This is a genomic window from Clostridium sp. Cult2 (assembly GCF_021655075.1).
Classification (GTDB): domain Bacteria; phylum Bacillota; class Clostridia; order Tissierellales; family Tepidimicrobiaceae; genus Schnuerera.
The window spans coordinates 1-19,653 of sequence record NZ_PPXX01000065.1; the positions used below are offsets into that span (position 1 = coordinate 1).

The 19,653-nt window shown below is 31.3% G+C and carries 19 protein-coding genes and 14 tRNA genes; 30 read left to right on the forward strand and 3 right to left on the reverse strand.

The window, feature by feature from the left end:
* Window positions 1–15 precede the first annotated feature (15 nt).
* From C3E90_RS07345 to C3E90_RS07410, 14 genes are all read left to right on the forward strand, one after another.
* Window positions 16–91 (forward strand) — tRNA-Thr (locus tag C3E90_RS07345).
* Window positions 92–101: 10 nt separating this feature from the next.
* Window positions 102–187 (forward strand) — tRNA-Tyr (locus C3E90_RS07350).
* A gap of 279 nt (window positions 188–466) precedes the next feature.
* Window positions 467–540 (forward strand) — tRNA-Gly (locus C3E90_RS07355).
* 67 nt (window positions 541–607) lie between these two features.
* Window positions 608–684 (forward strand) — tRNA-Arg (locus C3E90_RS07360).
* Between the two features lie 6 nt (window positions 685–690).
* A tRNA-Gln gene (locus C3E90_RS07365) sits at window positions 691–767 on the forward strand.
* Window positions 768–905: 138 nt separating this feature from the next.
* Window positions 906–981 (forward strand) — tRNA-Lys (locus C3E90_RS07370).
* 51 nt (window positions 982–1,032) lie between these two features.
* Window positions 1,033–1,123: transfer RNA gene (locus C3E90_RS07375), tRNA-Ser, on the forward strand.
* A gap of 11 nt (window positions 1,124–1,134) precedes the next feature.
* A tRNA-Ser gene (locus C3E90_RS07380) sits at window positions 1,135–1,226 on the forward strand.
* 6 nt (window positions 1,227–1,232) lie between these two features.
* Window positions 1,233–1,309 (forward strand) — tRNA-Ile (locus C3E90_RS07385).
* A gap of 1 nt (window position 1,310) precedes the next feature.
* Window positions 1,311–1,386: transfer RNA gene (locus C3E90_RS07390), tRNA-Phe, on the forward strand.
* A 33-nt stretch (window positions 1,387–1,419) separates the two neighbouring features.
* Window positions 1,420–1,494, forward strand: a tRNA-Trp gene (locus C3E90_RS07395).
* Between the two features lie 10 nt (window positions 1,495–1,504).
* Window positions 1,505–1,580: transfer RNA gene (locus C3E90_RS07400), tRNA-Val, on the forward strand.
* Between the two features lie 66 nt (window positions 1,581–1,646).
* A tRNA-Ile gene (locus tag C3E90_RS07405) sits at window positions 1,647–1,723 on the forward strand.
* Between the two features lie 4 nt (window positions 1,724–1,727).
* A tRNA-Ile gene (locus C3E90_RS07410) sits at window positions 1,728–1,804 on the forward strand.
* Window positions 1,805–1,854: 50 nt separating this feature from the next.
* On the opposite strand, the gene C3E90_RS07415 is transcribed toward C3E90_RS07410, so the two are convergent.
* On the reverse strand, window positions 1,855–2,769 hold the full coding sequence (locus tag C3E90_RS07415) for a ribonuclease H-like domain-containing protein (RefSeq protein ID WP_236915011.1): 915 nt from the start codon (window positions 2,767–2,769) through the stop codon (window positions 1,855–1,857).
* 107 nt (window positions 2,770–2,876) lie between these two features.
* On the opposite strand from C3E90_RS07415, the gene C3E90_RS07420 reads away from it, so the two are divergent.
* From C3E90_RS07420 to C3E90_RS07445, 6 genes are all read left to right on the forward strand, one after another.
* On the forward strand, window positions 2,877–4,343 hold the full coding sequence (locus tag C3E90_RS07420) for a hypothetical protein (RefSeq protein WP_236915012.1): 1,467 nt from the start codon (window positions 2,877–2,879) through the stop codon (window positions 4,341–4,343).
* A 78-nt stretch (window positions 4,344–4,421) separates the two neighbouring features.
* On the forward strand, window positions 4,422–5,423 hold the full coding sequence (locus C3E90_RS07425) for an acyl-CoA dehydratase activase-related protein (RefSeq protein ID WP_236915013.1): 1,002 nt from the start codon (window positions 4,422–4,424) through the stop codon (window positions 5,421–5,423).
* Window positions 5,395–6,486: an acyl-CoA dehydratase activase-related protein gene (locus tag C3E90_RS07430; protein WP_236915014.1), complete on the forward strand. Its 1,092-nt coding sequence runs from the start codon at window positions 5,395–5,397 to the stop codon at window positions 6,484–6,486. The genes C3E90_RS07425 and C3E90_RS07430 overlap by 29 nt, the downstream gene beginning before the upstream one ends.
* Window positions 6,479–7,459 (forward strand): acyl-CoA dehydratase activase, encoded by a 981-nt coding sequence (locus tag C3E90_RS07435; protein WP_236915015.1) that lies wholly within the window; start codon window positions 6,479–6,481, stop codon window positions 7,457–7,459. The genes C3E90_RS07430 and C3E90_RS07435 overlap by 8 nt, the downstream gene beginning before the upstream one ends.
* A gap of 71 nt (window positions 7,460–7,530) precedes the next feature.
* A complete protein-coding gene (locus C3E90_RS07440) occupies window positions 7,531–7,947 on the forward strand; it encodes a nucleoside recognition domain-containing protein (RefSeq protein WP_236915016.1) in 417 nt (138 codons plus the stop codon).
* Window positions 7,948–7,958: 11 nt separating this feature from the next.
* Complete coding sequence (locus C3E90_RS07445) at window positions 7,959–8,429, forward strand: nucleoside recognition domain-containing protein (RefSeq protein ID WP_236915017.1); 471 nt, start codon at window positions 7,959–7,961, stop codon at window positions 8,427–8,429.
* A gap of 36 nt (window positions 8,430–8,465) precedes the next feature.
* Here C3E90_RS07445 and C3E90_RS07450 read toward each other — a convergent pair whose 3' ends face one another.
* Window positions 8,466–9,434, reverse strand: a complete 969-nt coding sequence (locus tag C3E90_RS07450; protein WP_236915018.1) for a hypothetical protein — start codon at window positions 9,432–9,434, stop codon at window positions 8,466–8,468.
* Window positions 9,435–9,581: 147 nt separating this feature from the next.
* Between C3E90_RS07450 and C3E90_RS07455 the strand changes: the two genes are divergently transcribed.
* Window positions 9,582–10,658 (forward strand): hypothetical protein, encoded by a 1,077-nt coding sequence (locus C3E90_RS07455; RefSeq protein ID WP_236915019.1) that lies wholly within the window; start codon window positions 9,582–9,584, stop codon window positions 10,656–10,658.
* Between the two features lie 14 nt (window positions 10,659–10,672).
* Window positions 10,673–10,852 carry a hypothetical protein gene (locus C3E90_RS07460; protein ID WP_236915020.1) on the forward strand — a complete coding sequence of 60 codons (180 nt, stop codon included), beginning with the start codon at window positions 10,673–10,675 and terminating at the stop codon, window positions 10,850–10,852.
* A 25-nt stretch (window positions 10,853–10,877) separates the two neighbouring features.
* Here C3E90_RS07460 and C3E90_RS07465 read toward each other — a convergent pair whose 3' ends face one another.
* A complete protein-coding gene (locus C3E90_RS07465) occupies window positions 10,878–11,861 on the reverse strand; it encodes an asparaginase (RefSeq protein ID WP_236915021.1) in 984 nt (327 codons plus the stop codon).
* 332 nt (window positions 11,862–12,193) lie between these two features.
* Between C3E90_RS07465 and C3E90_RS07470 the strand changes: the two genes are divergently transcribed.
* The 8 genes from C3E90_RS07470 (at window position 12,194) to C3E90_RS07505 (ending at window position 19,653) form a co-directional block, all read left to right on the forward strand.
* Complete coding sequence (locus C3E90_RS07470) at window positions 12,194–12,799, forward strand: lactate utilization protein (protein ID WP_236915022.1); 606 nt, start codon at window positions 12,194–12,196, stop codon at window positions 12,797–12,799.
* 24 nt (window positions 12,800–12,823) lie between these two features.
* Window positions 12,824–13,981 (forward strand): cysteine desulfurase family protein, encoded by a 1,158-nt coding sequence (locus C3E90_RS07475; protein ID WP_236915080.1) that lies wholly within the window; start codon window positions 12,824–12,826, stop codon window positions 13,979–13,981.
* 5 nt (window positions 13,982–13,986) lie between these two features.
* A complete protein-coding gene (thiI, locus tag C3E90_RS07480; protein WP_236915023.1) occupies window positions 13,987–15,153 on the forward strand; it encodes a tRNA uracil 4-sulfurtransferase ThiI in 1,167 nt (388 codons plus the stop codon).
* Window positions 15,154–15,273: 120 nt separating this feature from the next.
* Window positions 15,274–15,861, forward strand: coding sequence for a TetR/AcrR family transcriptional regulator (locus C3E90_RS07485; protein WP_236915024.1), 588 nt, complete (start codon window positions 15,274–15,276; stop codon window positions 15,859–15,861).
* Window positions 15,862–15,879: 18 nt separating this feature from the next.
* Window positions 15,880–17,250 (forward strand): radical SAM protein, encoded by a 1,371-nt coding sequence (locus C3E90_RS07490; RefSeq protein ID WP_236915025.1) that lies wholly within the window; start codon window positions 15,880–15,882, stop codon window positions 17,248–17,250.
* Between the two features lie 142 nt (window positions 17,251–17,392).
* Window positions 17,393–17,947, forward strand: a complete 555-nt coding sequence (locus C3E90_RS07495) for a LemA family protein (RefSeq protein ID WP_236915026.1) — start codon at window positions 17,393–17,395, stop codon at window positions 17,945–17,947.
* A gap of 9 nt (window positions 17,948–17,956) precedes the next feature.
* A complete protein-coding gene (locus C3E90_RS07500; protein WP_236915027.1) occupies window positions 17,957–18,748 on the forward strand; it encodes a TPM domain-containing protein in 792 nt (263 codons plus the stop codon).
* Between the two features lie 14 nt (window positions 18,749–18,762).
* Window positions 18,763–19,653 carry a metal ABC transporter solute-binding protein, Zn/Mn family gene (locus C3E90_RS07505; protein WP_236915028.1) on the forward strand — a complete coding sequence of 297 codons (891 nt, stop codon included), beginning with the start codon at window positions 18,763–18,765 and terminating at the stop codon, window positions 19,651–19,653.

Sequence of the window (19,653 nt, forward strand, 5' to 3'; positions counted from 1 at the left end):
TAATTTAATATTTATGCTGGTGTAGCTCAATTGGCAGAGCAACTGACTTGTAATCAGTAGGTTGGGGGTTCAAGTCCTCTCACCAGCTCCATTAAATGAATGGAGGAGTTCCCGAGTTGGCTAAAGGGGACGGACTGTAAATCCGTTGGCTAAGCCTTCACTGGTTCGAATCCAGTCTCCTCCACCATATAAATTTAATTTGCTAATATTACTTAAAAAGGATAATTTTAAAAGCTTGTCTCCTATTGACTTTATTAGCAAAAGAGTTTATAATAGATTACTGTGAAACATTTAATAAAAAATTCAATACTTGAAAGACAAATGGCATTTACAATTACATGCGGGTGTAGCTCAGTGGTATAAGCAGAGAGCCCAAATCAGGCTTTTCGATTTGGTGCGAATCGCTTAGTCAGGCAAAACTGAGTGCTAACGAAATTTGAAAGACAAATGGCATTTACTATTACATGCGGGTGTAGCTCAGTGGTAGAGCCCCAGCCTTCCAAGCTGGTTGCGAGGGTTCGATCCCCTTCACCCGCTCCATTAGAAAAGACATTATAAATAATAGGTTCTAATAAATACAGGGGTGTCCACAATAGGAGATAAAATTGCACCTATAGCTCAGTAGGATAGAGCAACGGACTTCTAATCCGTGTGCCGGGGGTTCGAATCCTCCTAGGTGCACCATAATGTTGGGGCGTAGCCAAGTCGGTAAGGCACTAGACTTTGACTCTAGCATTCCACAGGTTCGAGTCCTGTCGCCCCAGCCATTAATCATGACCCATTAGCTCAGGCGGTATAAGCAGAGAACCCAAATTGTGTTTTTCAATTTGGTGTGAATCGCTTAGTCCGTTCCACAAAGGTCAATGGAAAAACAAAACTTTTACTGTAGTTAATTAAACTATCATGACCCATTAGCTCAGGCGGTAGAGCACCTGACTTTTAATCAGGGTGTCCGGCGTTCGAGTCGCCGATGGGTCACCATTATAATTATGAACTTAATAAAATATATTGTAATCTAGATAGAACAATATTGGAGAGGTACCGAAGAGGTCATAACGGGGCGGTCTTGAAAACCGTTAGGGTCTTACGGCCCACGTGGGTTCGAATCCCACCCTCTCCGCCATTAGTTTACATGGAGAAGTACTCAAGTGGCTGAAGAGGCTCCCCTGCTAAGGGAGTAGGTCCTTCAATGGGGCGCGAGGGTTCAAATCCCTCCTTCTCCGCCAATATTGGGGCCTTTAGCTCAGTCGGTTAGAGCGCCCGGCTCATAACCGGTAGGTCCGGGGTTCGAGTCCCTGAAGGCCCACCACGCCCAGATAGCTCAGTAGGTAGAGCAGAGGACTGAAAATCCTCGTGTCGGTGGTTCGATTCCGCCTCTGGGCACCATGTAATAACATTCAAGGTGAGGGATAATAACAAAGGGGTGTAGTTCAGCGGTAGAACGTCGGTCTCCAAAACCGAATGTCGTGGGTTCGAGTCCTGCCACCCCTGCCATTCGAGATAGGGGCGCATAGCTCAGCTGGGAGAGCACCTGCCTTACAAGCAGGGGGTCATAGGTTCGAGCCCTATTGCGCCCACCAGTTTCAACCCTTTGGGTTGAAAATTGTGAAGTGTAAATAAAGTTAAAAATACCGCATAAGCGGCATGGGCTTGTAGCTCAGGTGGTTAGAGCGCACGCCTGATAAGCGTGAGGTCGGTGGTTCGAGTCCACCCAGGCCCACCACTTGGGGCCTTTAGCTCAGTCGGTTAGAGCGCCCGGCTCATAACCGGTAGGTCCGGGGTTCGAGTCCCTGAAGGCCCACCAAAAATATAAATAAAAAAACAACAGACTTTGTAGGAAAGGTCTGTTGTTTTTTATTGTTGTTTTACATAATAAACTAGTTTCTTTATTATATTTTTAATATTATCCATTACATATTTATCTTCTACTTTTAAAAGAATAATATTATCTGGTACCATATATTGAGAAAGGTCTTTTAATTGAAATTTATAAGGGAAAATTTTTTTATTGAGAAATATAGCTTTTTTAGTAGGGGTTACAAGTCCTTCTTGCACTTCTAAATCAATAGTCATGGAAGTAGATTGCCAAATGATATTAAATCCTTCTTGGTAATAAGCAATATTTATATTTTCGTCTATAAATGATGTATTGCATGAAATATTAAAAACATCTCCACTAATAATAATATTTTTAATCTTAATTACCATTTTATGATTATTAAAATTAACTGATACGGTTTTCATATCATCAATAAGTTTAAAAAAATCAAGAATATCTACTAAATAGTAAAGATCATCATAATTATGTTTTAAAATTTTTTCTTTTAATAGAAAGTCTCCTCTACTCATGTATTGGTAATAAAAGTTGATACAGTCTTTTCCAGAATATTCATCTTCCCTAAAGATTCCTAAACTTTCTTCAATGGTTTTTAGTTTTAAATTTTTTATATCAATATATGGGCTTTCAACTCTAACCTTTCTATAAATATCAAAACTATCACCATTATAGGTAATAATTAGATTAAACTTTTCAATAAAGGAATTAAATTTATTCAATAAATCTTCTTCCTCATCAGTATGATTTGCAAAGAATTGTGTCAAATACCAATTATCTTTTCTTTCATCAAAATAGATTAATCCTATTAGATAAATATGATTATACTTTCTACTTAAGCCTGTAGTTTCTATATCTAAAAAACACAATTTTTTTTCTCTAAAATAATTATCAACAACTTTCTTAGATTTCAACAAATGTTTATATATTTCCATATGTAATTCTCCCTTTTTCTATAATATGATATAATAATCCTATATTTAAAACTATATGTTGATCTTATCATATTAATATTCTAGAATCTATTGAAAGGAGTATAAAAATGAATCAATGGAGCAAACTTGATGATGATTTAGATATATCAAAATTAACAGATGAAGAATTGAAGTCTATAATAATAGAATTAAACGATGCTCAACTTTATTATATAAGAAACATGTCATATTATTACCTCTCTAGTAGAATTGGAAAACTTATTGAATTAGTAGAGGTCAAAAATTATTTTGATGATAGAAATAATATAGATGAAAAAAAGATTATACTTAATAGTTATAATGTAATTATAAATTCCTTTATGAATTTCCATGAAGATATGGTAGAAAAAGAAATAGAAGAGAGAATAAATACATTATTGGATACTAGAGAGAAATTATATGATTTAGCAATGGCGCTAAATGCTTATGAAGTTGAGATTTCCTATATAAAAGAATTAATAGATTACCATATAATGAAGACAATATCTAAAGTAGATTATAAGGATGTTAATCTAGATAAAATTAAAATTAACACCTTAATTAATAGGACTAGAAGAGCATTAGATAGTGCAGAATCTAATGATATTATTTTTATGTCTATAGTTTCCAATATATTGAGCATAATACCCTTTAGAATGAGTAAATATAAATATTTTGACTTAATTAAATCTACTTTAATTAGAAATTTTAGCAACTATCCATTATATGTGGTAAAAACCCAAATAGAGGAATATAAAACTATATTCGATAGTAGATATATTGGAGACTATGGTATTGTATTTGATAATTATTTTACTAATATACAAAAGTATAAAAATATAAATATAAAATCTAAGTCCTTAGATGAAATAGAGAATATTACTAAAGATATTGTTCAATTAATGGAAGAAATCAATAAGTGGAGTATTTTTATAAGAGATTTAGGAGTGATTCTTAACAGATTAATGGTTATATATATGACTAAAAAAGAAATTCCCATCAACCTTAAAATAAGAGATAATTTTAAAAAATGGGATGAATATTATCAAAATAGAGATGAAAAATTACTGGATTCCTTAATAAAAACATGTGATAGCCAGTTGACAACACTGGAAAAGGGATTATTAAATGGTATAAAAAAATTAGAAATTACAAGCCAAGAAGCATCAACTAGACAAGGTTTTAATGATGAAAATCTTAATAAAGAGATATTATTTACTGGAAAAGTTTTAACTTATTATAATGATATGAAGTTTACTAGGTTGGATTTATTGTATCCTGACAAATATGAAATAGTAGAGAAAGATTATTTGATACAATTAATAGATAATTTAATTCAATATATAAATAGAAGTATATCTACAATGTCTAACTTAGAAAGGAAAATTAGGATGAGAAGGTTATTATCTATACTTCAATTACCTTTTAAGAACATAAGAGAGTTTTTTACCTATATAGAGTACTCTCTAGATGATAGAGCTATTAGTATCGAAGAAGTGCTTTTTACCTTAGATGCAGTTAATTATTTATTGGATGAATACATAGAAGGGCAATAACAGCCTTTCTTTTTTTATGTCTATTATATTTTAACATCCTTTTGGTAATAATAGATTAATGTGAACTGGAGGGATGATATGAAAAATAAAGTTGGTATACCGAGAGGAATGCTATATTATGATTATTATCTATTATGGAAAGAATTTTTTAATAATCTAGATGTAGAAGTAGTAACCTCTCCGAAAACTAATAAGGATATATTGAATAAGGGAGTTCATGCTTGTGTAGATGAAGCGTGTTTGCCAGTAAAAGTATTTCATGGTCATGTAGAATATTTAAAAGACAAAGTAGATTATATATTTATTCCAAAATTTATTAGTATTTATATGAGGGAGTATTGTTGTCCAAAACATTTAGGATTACCAGATATGGTGAAACATAGTGTGGAAGGATTGCCTCATATAATTGATACGGAAATAAATTTGAGAAAATCCAATAATAACTTAAAGAAGTCAATTCTATATACAGGCAAATATTTTATAAAAAGTTCAAAAAAAATACACAGAGCATATAATGAAGCTTATAACCAATTTTCCAAATATACTAAATTAATGTCTCGTGGGGTCATACCAATTAATGCTGTTGGGTTATATGATGATTTATCATTTAATATTAAAGGGAGTAAAGAAATCTACAAAAGACAGATACTATTATTAGGACATTCTTACAACATTTACGATGAATATATTAACATGAATATAGCTTCAAAGTTAAAAAAAAGAAAAATAAAAGTTATTACAGCAGAAATGATTGAAGAAATATCAACAAGATACTATGCTTCAAAGTTGTCTAAGAGGATGTTTTGGACTCATGGTCAAAAAATAGTTGGAGCTGCTTTTTCATTAATTGAAAGAAAAATAATTGATGGTATTATTTATATTTCTGCTTTTGGTTGCGGGTTAGATTCTGTATTGATGGATTTAGTAGAAAGAAAAGCTAAAGAGTATAAGATACCCTTTACTTTACTAACAATCGATGAACAAACAGGCGAAGCCGGTATCAATACGAGGATTGAAGCTTTTCTAGATATGTTAGAGTGGAGGGATAATAATGAAGATTACTTTTCCACACATGGGTAATGTATATATTGCAGGAAAGGCTTTTTTTGAAGAGTTAGGCCAAGAGGTAATTCCACCACCAAGATGTAGTAGAAAAACTTTAGAAACAGGAACCAAGTATTCCCAAGAAACTATTTGTTTACCCCTAAAAATTATGATTGGAAACTTTTTAGAGAGTATAGAAAAGGGAGCAGATACTATTCTTTTAACTGGCAGTTGTGGACCTTGTAGATTTGGATATTATTCTATATTAGAGGAAAATATATTAAGGGATCTAGGATATGATATAGATTTTATAGTGTTTGATCCAATTGGGGAAGGGTGGAAACCTTTACGGGACAATATTTACAAAACGTTCAAAGTAACCAATGTAAAAGATATATTTGCTGCAGGTAAGTTAGGTTGGGAGCTTATTAAAAAGGCGGACTATATTATTCATTTGTCTAACCAAAAAAGAGCTTATGCAGTTGATAGCTATATGGTAGATTTGATTATTGATGACTATTATGGAAAAGTAGAAGAAACATATGGAGAAAGAGCAATGATGGCACTTATGGATAAAACCATAGAAAGACTAAATGGAGTAAAAACAAATCCAGAGCATGTCCCTATTAGAATAGGATTAATAGGGGAGATATACACGGTTATAGAACCCTTTGTAAACTTAGAAGTAGAAAGAAAACTTGGTCATATGGGTGTTTTAGTTGAAAAGTCTTTGACTCCAACTATTTGGTTAGAACACCATGTTAAAAGTTTTCCTTTTGGTTCAAAGAGCGAAAGGAAGAAACATCAATTGGCTAAACCATATTTAAAAACTTTGGTAGGCGGTCATGGAAGGGAAACTGTAGGTTCAGCTATATATTTTAGAAACATAGGTTTTGATGGAGTAATCCAACTTTTACCTTTAAATTGCATGCCTGAAATTGTTGCTAAAAGTATATTAAATACTGTGAGTAAAGATTTGAACTTCCCTATTATGACATTAATATTGGATGAAATGACGGGTGAAGCTGGCTATCTAACAAGGCTTGAAGCCTTTGTGGATTTACTCAAAAGAAGAAAAGAGGAGGTAAAATATGGATAAGTATTACATGGGCATTGATGTAGGTAGCGTTAGTACCAATATAGTATTAATGGATGAAAATAATGACGTACATTATAAAAGATATTTGAGAACCCAAGGGAAGCCTATCGAGATTTTAAAAGAAGGTATTGGAGAAATAGAAAGGGAGTTTAGTAAGATTGAGATTCTAGGAGTTGGTGTAACTGGTAGTGGAAGATATTTGGCAAATATAATAGTAGGAGCAGATATAGTAAAAAATGAAATTACAGCCCATGCAGTAGCAGGATTAAACTTTATCCCCGATGTAAGGACTATAATAGAAATTGGAGGACAGGACTCTAAAATAATTCTTATTAGGGATAAAATTGTTGTAGATTTTGCAATGAATACCGTATGTGCTGCAGGTACTGGATCCTTTCTAGATAGGCAAGCTATAAGATTAGGAGTAGATATTAGTGATTTTGGACATCTAGCATTACAATCAAAAAATTCCGTAAGAATTGCAGGAAGATGTGCTGTATTTGCTGAGTCTGACATGATACACAAGCAACAACTTGGTCATAATCAACCAGATATTGCAAGAGGATTATGCGATGCTTTGGTTAGAAATTATTTGAATAATGTAGGGAAAGGAAAAGAAATATTATCTCCTATCTTATTCCAAGGAGGTGTGGCAGCAAATGCAGGAATAAAAGAAGCTTTTAAAGAAGCACTAGAAAAAGAAATATACGTACCAGAAAATTATGATGTAATGGGAGCTATTGGCGTAGCTATACTTGCAAAGGAGGAGGTAAAAAAGAAAGATAAGACTAATTTTAAAGGGACTTCTTTGTCTAAAATGAATTACGAAGTAAAAGGATTTGAATGTGATGGTTGTTCCAACATATGTGAGGTGGTAGAAATAAGAGAAGAAGGAATAGTATTAGCTAGATATGGAGATAAATGTGGAAAATGGTCTAATTCTATTAATAATAGAGGTTCTAAACTAGCATAACCTTAAGTTTATATACTTAAGGTATTTTCTATGCTATAATATCCTTATAATATTTAAATGAGGAGAGCGTTATGTATAAGGATAGTGTTGTTAATGGGTTTAGGAAGGGGATTATAACTGTATGGAAATTGGCTAAAATCGTTGTGCCTGTTTATTTTTTTGTTACCTTTTTAGGCTTTACTCCTATATTAAATAAAATCTCAAATTTTTTTGAGCCAGTAATGAAAATTATTGGTCTTCCAGGTGAAGCTTCTCTACCTCTGGTTTTAGGAAACTTTATCAATCTATATGCTGGATTAGGTGCTATGGCAAGTTTATCATTAACTCCAAAACAAGCAACGATTTTAGCAATTATGTTGTCCTTTTCCCATAGCTTATTTTTAGAAACTGCAGTAGCTAAAAAAGTTGGAGTAAGCCCTAGTGTAGCAGTGCTTATAAGGATAATATTAGCTTTATTATCTGGAATTACTTTCAATCTAATATTATAGGAGGTAAAAAAATGGACTTAATAGCATATTTAAAAGAAAGTTCTATAGGGAGTATAAACTCTATTTTAAATATGGCAAAGATAATTATTCCTCTCATGATAATTATGGAAATTTTAAAGGATTCAAATGTACTGGAAACCATATCCAAAAGACTAAAGCCTATATCTAGGTTTTTTGATATATCCAACGAGACGGTTTTTCCAATGATGATAGGACTAATCTTTGGATTAGTATATGGAGCTGGTGTAATAATAGAAAGTACTGATGGAAAAGAATTAAGGAAAAAAGATTTATATGTGTTGATTATATTTTTGGTTTCATGCCATGCAATCTTTGAAGATACTTTAATCTTTGTAACAGTAGGAGCAAATCTATGGATGCTTTTTATTACTAGGTTAATTGTAGCAACTATTACCGCTTATTTTGCATCAAAGATAATAGATAGAAGTTTAAATAATAAAATATTTGAGAGTAATAAATAGAACAGGTACCTTAGGGAACCTGTTCTATTTGCTTTATTAATAAATGTCTTTATCATCTTCTTCAGCTTCTAATGAAAGACGTGGACGTGGTCTAGGATGTGGCGGGTCGTTGTTATCATTATTTTCGTCAATTTGTCTAGGGAATAAGGTTGGGAATGTAGTACAGATTGGAGATATTTCTGGTGATAATTCTGGGAATCCAGTAGATAGAACACAAAGTTGAACTGGTACTATAATTTTCTTTTCACAGGATATACATATAGCTATTATTAAATCGATTCTTACCTCTCCTGTTTCTGGATTAATATCTATATCCCTTGTGATGCTATTAGTTGCCAATCTTGTTTCGCAAAGTATATTGCAGAATTCAGCAAATCTTGGGAAGAAAGCTGAGTTGAATACTGAAGGTATACATAGTTCAAAGAAGTTAGTTAGCTCTACTGGTGTAATAGGAACATTAGCAGTCAAAGTAACATTCCTTCTTCTATTACTAGGTGTTTGAACAACCACATCTATTTCTACTAATACATTGCCTCTTATTCTTACTCTTTGCGTTCCAAAAACTGGGGTACCTTTACCTTCTTCATCGCATTCACTGGTATCAGCAAAAATAATTTTTTCAGACATGAATCCATCAGGACCCACTACTTCAACTGGTTTTCCTTTTCCATCTTTTACAAATTGTCCTCCTGAAAGGACTGTTTCTGGATCTACAACTAAATTACGTGGGTCATTAATATTTTCAGGATTAAAGAATCTTTTACACCTAATATCTAGAATTCTTATTATCCTTGCATTTGGGCCTAAATTTGGTGTAAACCTTACATTGTTTATGGTGCTTAGAGCTTGCAAATTAACTAATGTAGCATCAAATACTTTTTGAGCAAATATTGGTTCAGTCTTTACATTTCTTAGTGTACCATCCCATTCGCATCCTGTAACGCCTTCACAACATCTATCGGTTATACCTAAACTTATTGTTTCAGGTCTAAAGTTCGAACTCATTATTTTTCCCCCTTTCAATAGTCTTGAGTCCCTTGTCTCACTCATATTATATTCTTCTGTTATAGTTCTTGTTACATGTTAAAACAGGAATATTTATTTTCAGTTATTAATATTATTTTAGAAGAAGTATATTTAGGTGGTGATAATATGGCTTATTTTAATGACAAATTATTATTAATATCAGATTCCCATGAGAACATTGACGTATTTAGACTATTAAAAGGGAAAATAACAAGATACAATTTCAATTACGAAACACAAAAACAGTATGAAAAAGTTATAGCAAAAGAAGTATTTTTAGAATACGATGGTTCCATTGATGAAAATGATACTATATATATTATTTGCCAAGATAAATCTTTTGATTTAATATTAATTCTTTTAAAAAAGAACAAAGACATGGAAGTAGTTAAATTGACAGAAGAACCAATACCAGAAGTTTATTATTTAAACATAATTTTGGATAATGATAAACCACATATTTTTTATTTTATATTGACATCAAAGATTGAAAAAAAATATCGAATTTATCATCATTATTTTACTGGGGGAGAATGGATAACTAACAAAGTAGATGAAATAAAAGTTAGAGAACTGTTAAACCCATTAAAAATATTTAGAGCTGATAATGAGATTATTTTATCCTACTATAACAAGATTGGAGATGAACAAATCTATATAAAAAAATTCGATTTAAATAAAGAAAAATGGGAAGAAAAAATTAGATTAACTGATGATGAAAGAAACAAATTATATTTAGATTTTGTTGTTGGTAAGGACAAAATACACCTGACCTACTGCCAATATGAAGAAGGAAATCTGGTAGTAAAATATGAAAGATATAGTTATGATAATGTTCTGTTGAGAAAGGAAGTAGAAGAGAAAATATCTAATATAGAAAACCCGCAAGACCCTACACTAATATACTATGAAGACCGATTATGGATTGTATGGATTGAATATGAAAATGTAATGAGTAGATATAGTGATGACTTTGGCAATACTTGGAGTCCAATTTATTTATGGAAAGAATCAAAAGGAAAGGATATTGTAAGATACAAGTATAATAAACTGAACAATGAAGGAATTATATTAAACTATTCTTTTGGAAAGATTGATTCAGATATCAGTTTTATAGGTATCGGGGTTTTAGATAATACTATAGAAATACCATTAAAAAAAAAGGCATTCCAGACTATCATCAAGAACATTCCAAGATTTTAGAATTTAACAATGAAATGAAAACAGAGTTAGAAAAAATATATAACTTGATAGAAGGATTGGAAAAAAGAGTAGCAGCTATGGAGATGTTAGAAATTAATAAGGATGTGGAGTTATTGACAAAAAAAGTTGATTACGTAGAAAGCTTTTTAAATAATAGAACAAGGGGTTTATATGAAAGAAGTAAACATAGATAGATGTTACTAGTAACATCTATCTATATCAATTTTCAAAAAGGTCTCTAATAATATTAAAATCATTAGTTATGCTTAATATTAACATTAACTTTATTCTGGCTTTTTGTCCCGGAAGATTCTTGCCAAAAATAACACCTAAGTTTCTTAAATGCTTACCGCCACCTTCATAACCATATGTATCTAACACTCGTCCTGTGGGGCATCTAGATACCATAACCACTGGTATCCCTTTTATTATAGATTTTTTTACACCAGAAACCATGGTAGGCGGTATATTTCCTCTTCCTAAAGATTCAATTACAATACCTTTGTAATTTTTTTCAATGTAGAAATCAAATATATCAGAATTCATTCCAGGACCGCATTTTATCAATGCTACTTTTGACTCTATCTTTTCAGTTTCAATATGCTTTTTGGATAAAATATCCCTATAAAAAATTACTTCATCATTATCTACTATACCTAATGGACCAAATTCTGGGGATTTAAAAGTATCTAAGGACAAAGTATTGGTCTTTGTGACTTCACTGGCAGCGTTTACTTCATTATTCATAACTACTAAAACACCTTTATTTTTGGCGTTTTTAGATATAACTGTACAAATGGCAGCAGATAAGTTACTGGAACCATCATAGCCAAGTTCGGAGCTGTTTCTCATAGCACCTACAACAGCGATAGGTTTCTTTGAATCAATTGTCAAATCTAGTAGATAGGCTGTTTCTTCTAAAGTATCAGTACCATGAGTTACAATAACACCAGTAATATCTTCTCTCATAATGGTTTTCTTTGTTAGTATTGATAGTTTTATCATCATTTCAGGAGTAATGTGAGGACTAGGAAGATTTGAAAAATTAATTATTTCAATTTCTGCAAATTTTTCTATATTTGTAACCATAGCCATTATTTCTTCTGAAGATAAAGCAGGTATGGCAGCGTGAATTCTAGGGTCTATTTTCATAGATATGGTGCCACCAGTGAAGATAATAGCAACTTTATTAGGACAGGTCATATAAACGCCTCCTCAATTTATGATAATTATATTTTATCATAAAAAATAAAATAAAGTACAAAAAAGAAAAAAGCCCCTTGCGGGGCCTCCCATCCTTAACGGATGTAAAATAAACCGTTCAAAAGGGGTATTGGGAATAGAGATCTTATTTGAGGTTACCAGGGGGATAACCACTTTTAAATTATAGCAAATTACGACAAAGTTTGCAACACCTTTTTAAAAAATTATTATGTTTTCAAAAGAAACTATATATAACAAACTTAATCTTTAATATAGTTTATAAATGCTATATAATTATTATTGAAATAGAAGATAATATTAGGGGGGTTAAAATGAATAATAAAATCTTATTAGCAGAATCAAGTTTAAAACGGAATGGATTTCAAGTAAAGACTTTTCAAAATGTACAGGAGGCAAAAGAAGCGCTGATGGAGGCAATTGATATTGATGAATCCGTAGCTTTAGGAGGCTCTATTACTTTATACGAATTAGATATTTATGAAGATTTTGTTAAGAGAGGAAATGAAACATATTGGCATTGGAAAGGGGAAGATAGGAAAAGAGAATTAAAAAAAGCTCATACTTCTAAAGTATATTTAACAAGTACCAATGCTCTAACCTTAGACGGGAAATTGGTAAATATGGATGGAGTTGGCAACAGAGTTTCATCTATGTTTTATGGGCATGAAAGGGTATATATAATTGCAGGAAGGAATAAAATATGCAAAGATTATGAAGAAGCAAAGAAAAGGATTAAAAACATAGCAGCACCTAAAAACGCTCAAAGATTAGATGTTAATACACCATGTAAATTTACAGGGAAATGTAGTGATTGCGATTCTCCAGATAGAATATGTAATGTAGAGGTTATTATACATAAAAATACTTCAGGATCAAACATTAACATATACTTGATAGATGAGGATTTAGGATACTAAACTAGATGAGGTGATACTTTGAACATGGACATATACTTGGATAATTGCTCTACAACTAAACCAAGAGAAGAAGTTATAGAAGAGATGATTTATGTTTTAAGGGAAGAATATGGTAATCCTTCATCCCTTCATAGGATGGGATTTACTGTAGAAAAAAAAATAGAGGATATAAGGTATAATATAGCTAGATTTTTAAAAGTAGATAAGGATGAAATATACTTTACATCTGGAGGCACTGAAAGCAACAATATGGCTATTCAAAGTATAATAAATAAATATAGTAGATTAGGAAAACACATAATAACAACAAGAATTGAACATCCATCAGTGTTGAATATACTAAAAGACTATGAGGAAAAAGGTTATGATGTAACTTATTTAGATGTAAATAGTGAAGGCTTAATTTCATTAGATCAATTAAAAGAAAGCATAAGAGAAGATACCATACTTCTATCTATAATGCAAGTAAATAATGAAATAGGAAGTATTCAACCTATTTGGGAAATAAAAAACATTTTAAGGGATATAGAGTCAATAGCATTAATACATGTGGATGGAGTTCAAGCTTTCGGTAAAGTTCATATTAGCCTAGAGGATTGGGGTATAGACACATTTTCTTTTAGTGGGCACAAAATTTATGGACCAAAAGGGATAGGTGGATTGTATATTAATAAAGATTTAAATTTAAATCCTATAATATTTGGTGGTAATCAAGAAAGAGGATTGCGTTCTGGTACAGAGAATGTGCCAGGCATAATGGGGCTAGGAAAAGCTGTAGAATTGATGGAGAAAAATTTTGAAAAGGAACAAAAATGGGTCAATGGAATTAAGCAATACCTTATTAAGAAACTGAAAGCAGAGATTGACAATATTCACATTAATAGTCCAATGAATGAAAAATCTTCACCTTATATATTAAATGTTTCCTTTGAATATGTAAGAGGAGAAGTTTTGCTCCACTATTTAGAAAACAAGGGTATTTATGTATCTACTAGTTCTGCTTGTTCTTCAAAAGGTACAGAAAAGAGCCATGTATTATTAGCATTAGGGCTTTCAGATAGATTAATAGAAGGGGCTATAAGATTTTGTTTTTCTCACGAAAACACGAAAGAGGATATAGACTATACTATAGAAATATTAAAAAAAGCAGTTGAAGAGATTAGACAAATTACTATGAGGTGATAGAAATGGACAAAGTTCTGAGCATAAGTATCGGTGAAATAGCTCTAAAAGGGAAAAATAGAAAATATTTCGAAGACAAACTAATATCAAGAATGAGAAAAGCTATTAAAGGATTACATTATTCAAAAATCTATAAGGAACAAGGTAAAATTTATATAGAAGCACCAGAAGACAATTTTCCTATGATGATAAATAAATTGAAGAAAGTATTTGGACTTGTATATATTAGTCCCTGTATAAGGGTAGAAAAGGACATTAATGAGATAGAAAAAGCTATTATAGAGATAATGAAAGAAAAACAAATGAAAGACCCTGTAAAAACCTTTAAAATCAAAACAAATAGAGTAGATAAAAACTTCCCAATTAAATCCCCAGAAGTTTCTAAGAAAATGGGAGGAGTTGTACTAAACAACATTGAAGGCGTGAAAGTCGATATACACAATCCAGATACCTATGTATTCATAGATATTAAGCAAAATGCATATATTTATACTGAAAGAATAGAAGGATATGGGGGATTGCCTGTAGGTACTAATGGTAAAGGATTATTGTTATTGTCAGGAGGGATAGATAGTCCTGTAGCTGGATTTTTAATGGCCAAACGAGGCGTTGAATTGAGTGGAATTCATTATCATAGTTATCCTTTTACCAGCGAAAGAGCAGAAGAAAAGGTAAAAAAACTAGCAAAAATATTAAGCATATATACAGGAAGGATTAAATTATATAGTGTAAATATTTTACAAATCCAGAAAGAGTTAAATGCAAAATGCCCTGAAGACGAAATGACCATATTATCTCGTAGATTCATGATGAGAATAGCAGAAAAAATTGCATTAGATAATAATATAGATGCCCTTATAACAGGGGAGAGCTTAGGTCAAGTTGCAAGCCAGACTATAAAGGGACTATCTGTTATAAATTCGGTAGTAGACATGCCCATATTGAGACCATTAATAGGTCAAGATAAGGTAGAAATAATAGATATAGCAAAAGATATTGAAACTTATGATACTTCCATTCTTCCTTATGATGATTGTTGTACTTTATTTCTACCAAAACATCCTGTAACTAAACCTAAACTAGCTGATATAGAGAAATCTGAAGAAGCAATAGATGTAGAAAGATTAGTTAAAGAAGCTGTATCAAATGTGGAAATTTATTATATAGAATAATCATAAATACCCCCTTTAATGATAAAGAAAGATTTACTGATTTTTATTGACACTAGTGTCGGATATGATAAAATATAATTAAATCAATTATTTCGCATAGAGGAGGGAGGGTAGATTAATTTGCCGAAAATAGTAGATTATGAATCAAAAAAGCAAGAAATAATTGAAAAAGCAAGAATTGTATTTGCGAAACGAGGATATCGAAATACTAATCTATCTCATATTTCAAAAAAATGTGGGATGGGTAGAACTACCCTTTACCAATATTTTAATAATAAGGATGAAATATTTTATCACACCATGGGTTTAACATTAGAAGAGATTAAAAGTCAAGTACAAGTAATTGTTGTAAATAACCAATTAACATTTGTTGAGAAATTAAAAGAAATAATCCACCAACTGACAGATGAGCAAAAACATAATAATACTTTTATATTATTGCTAGAAGTATGGCTTGTTTTGAAAAGAGAAAATAATGACACTTTGGAAAAATTAAAAGAATATACTAAAGAATTAAAAATGGTTATAGAAGAATTAATAAAAGAGGCAATAATAGCAAAAGAAATTAAGCCAATTGATAGTAAAAGCTTAGCAGAGACTATTTACACATTTATTGAAACATTTACATTGCAAAGAACATCTAACAATTTAGATGCAAAAGTTAAGGTAGAATCACTAAATCTGTTAATCGATGGGTTAAAAGCTTAATTAAAAGGGGGATTTAGAATGGCAAGTATAAAACAACTTATTAGTACTAAAGTTATGAATGAAGGGCTTAAATATATTGAAAGGAATCCTATGGAAAATCTACCTAAACTAATGGATTGGGCTGAGAAACTTATTGCAAGGGAAAACCATAAGCAAATGCTTCAAACCTTTAGAAATATAGTAGATGATGCAGATAATAACTGGTATCAACTGATTGAAAGGTATTTTGATGAACTTTCTCCTGCAACAAGGCAAAAATTTATGATTAACTTTATGGTAAATTCAGGGATGGTGGGTATACCTATTCAATATAAACTAATGGAGAAACATAACTGTAACGTACCATGGGCCATATTAATTGATCCTACAAGCGCCTGTAATTTAAAATGTACTGGTTGTTGGGCAGCAGAGTATGATAAAACAGATGCTTTAAGCTATGATTTATTGGATAGAGTAATAAGAGAAGGAAAAGACTTAGGGATATACATGTATATATATTCTGGCGGCGAACCTTTAGTAAGGAAAAACGACTTAGTTAAATTAGCTGAGGAACATAAAGACTGTGTTTTCCTATCCTTTACAAATGCTACTCTGGTAGATGAAGAATTTGCCAAAAAGTTAGGAGAATTAGGAAACTTTGGGTTAGCTATTAGTGTAGAGGGTTTTGAAGAAGAAACGGATATGAGAAGGGGAAAAGGTACCTATAACAAGGTTATGGAAGCTATGGATTTACTTAAGAAAGAAGGTGTAGCTTTCGGGTTCTCAACCTGTTATCATAAATACAATACTGATTCTATAGCCAAAGAAGAATATGTAGACTTTTTAATTGATAAAGGATGTATGTTTGGTTGGTATTTTACGTATATGCCTATAGGGAAAGATGCAGTAACTGATTTAATGGTAACACCTGAACAAAGGGAATATATGTATCATCAAGTTAGAGATTTAAGGACTAAAAAGCCTATATTTTTAATGGACTTTTGGAATGATGGAGAATATGTACAAGGATGTATTGCTGGAGGAAGAAGATATCTTCATATTAATGCCAATGGGGATGTAGAACCTTGTGCTTTCATTCATTACTCAAATGTAAATATTAAAAACGTTAGTTTACTTGAAGCATTACAATCTCCATTATTTATGCAATATAAAGAACATCAGCCTTTTAATCATAACCACCTAAGACCATGTCCTTTACTGGACAATCCAGAAAAAATAAAAGATATGGTAAATGAATCTGAAGCTTATTCGACCCAACCAATAGATAGAGAAGATGTAGAAGATTTAATTGGCAAAACTGAAAAAGCTGCTAAAGATTGGGCTATAACAGCAGATAAATTGTGGAACAAAAGTTTAGAAGAAAAAGAAAGGGTAACTGAAAAAGCATAAATAAAAAAATGTTTAGTTAAAAATAAAGCTGGGATTATTTTATTACCAGCTTTATTTTATTATAAAATCAAATCTTTTGATTATTTATATATTATAATATAATAGAGAGTGTATTAGACTACAAATATAAGGAGGATATAGAATGCAGAAAAAATTTTTAATTCCATTAGTGATAATTATTATGATTGTAGCATTATTTGCTGGGAGTTATAACAATTTAGCCGTTAGTGATGAAAAAGTTACAAGTGCTTGGGCACAAGTTGAGAATCAACTAAAACGTAGAGCGGATTTGATACCAAATTTGGTTGAGGTAGTTAAGGGTTATGCAAGTCACGAAAAAGAAGTATTGACTGGCATTACTGAAGCAAGAACAAAATTTAATGCAGCCAATACTCCTGATGAATATGCAGAAGCAAATGCAGAATTCAATAGGGCATTGACAAATCTATATGCAGTAGTAGAAAACTATCCAGAATTGAAAGCAAATGAAAACTTTTCGGAATTACAATATGAATTAGCTGGAACTGAAAATAGAATTGCAACTCAACGGATGAGATATAATGAAACAGTGGAAAGTTTTAATACTACTATAAGAAGATTTCCAACCAATATAATAGCAAAAATGTTTGGATTTGAGAAAAGACAGTATTTTGAGATAAGTCCAGAAGATGTTGAAGTTCCAGAAGTGAATTTCTAGGTGATGAGGATGAGAAAAAAATTAGCTATATTCATTTTTCTATTTATATTATTGATATTTAATAGCAGTGTAGGGTTAGCTTCCAAATTTAATCTACCCGAACCTAGTTATTCTTTTTATGTCTTTGATGAAGGTAATATAATTGATAGTGATATAGAAGACTATATTGTTGAAACCAATAAAGAATTATATAAAAAAACGGGAGCTCAAATAGTAGTTGCTAGTATAGTTGATTTAGAAAATATGGATATAAAATTATTTGCTAGTGAATTATTTAGAAAATGGGGTATAGGTAGTAGGGAATATGATAATGGCCTATTAATCCTTATCGCTCCAGAAGAAGGAGAGATTTGGATAGAGGTAGGTTATGGCTTAGAAGGAGCATTACCAGATAGTAAAGTAGGAAATATTATTGAAAATTCTATATTACCTTATTTTAGAGAAGATAATTATTCTGAAGGTATATTATCCGGATTTAATGAAATAATCAATGAAGTAGAGAGGGAATATAATATTGAATTGGGGCGTGAAAGGATTAACGAAGAACTATATTATTTTGACGATTCCTATGGGGGAATAAGTTTATTTGATAAGTTTGGCAAAATTTTATTGGTAGTTGGGATAATAATGTTTTTATTTATAGACTTTAGATTTTTTAATGGATTTTTAACTTATTCCCTGTTAAGAGGAAGTAGGTTTGGCGGCTCTAGCTTTGGTGGTAAAGGCGGTAGATCTTCTGGTGGTAGATCTTCTGGAGGAGGAGGCAGATCTGGTGGTGGAGGCGCTGGAGGCAGATGGTAAGGAAGGATGAAAATATGAAAAAATTAATAATAATATTTACTATAATAACATTATTGATTACTGGATGTTCTTCCAGAGATATATCAAAGGAATCAGACGGGGATAAGCTATTGGTCTATACATCTTTTTATCCATTATATTTTTTAGCAGATGAAATAGGTGGGACTAATATAGATTTAAAAATGGTAATACCTAGCGGCGTAGATTCTCATGATTATGAGCCATCTATGAAGCAATTGAAAGAAATAGAACAAGCTGAAATTTTTATATATAATGGAGCTGATTTTGAAAGTTGGGCAGATAAACTTATAGGTACTATTGTAGATGAAGAAAAAACATTAAAAGCCAGCGAAGCGGTAGAATTAATTAGTGATAATGGTATTTCAGACCCTCATATTTGGTTAAACCCTGAAAATATGAATATTATTGGTAAAAAGATTAAAGAGAGGTTTATACTAATAGATGAAAAAAATAAAGATGAGTATGAAAAAAATTTTAACGAATTATCCAAAAGGTTAATAACATTAGATAATCAATTTATGGATGAACTGAAGAATAAGAAAAAAGATACAATACTTGTATCCCATTCAGCTTTCGCTTATATGGCAGAAAGATATAATTTTCACCAGTTGTCAGTAGCTGGAATTAGTCCAGAACAGGAGCCTAGTCCTAGAACTATTGCAAATATTATAGAAATCGTTGAAAGGGAAGATTATGAATATATTTTTTTAGAGACTTTAGCTAACCCAAAGACTGTTGATATAATTGCGGAAGAGACTAATTTAAAGACTCTTATATTAAACCCTATAGAGGGTCTAACTGAGGAAGAACAAAATAAAGGTGAAGATTATATATCCATAATGGAAAAAAATCTTGAAAACTTAAAAAAGGCTTTGGTGGAATGA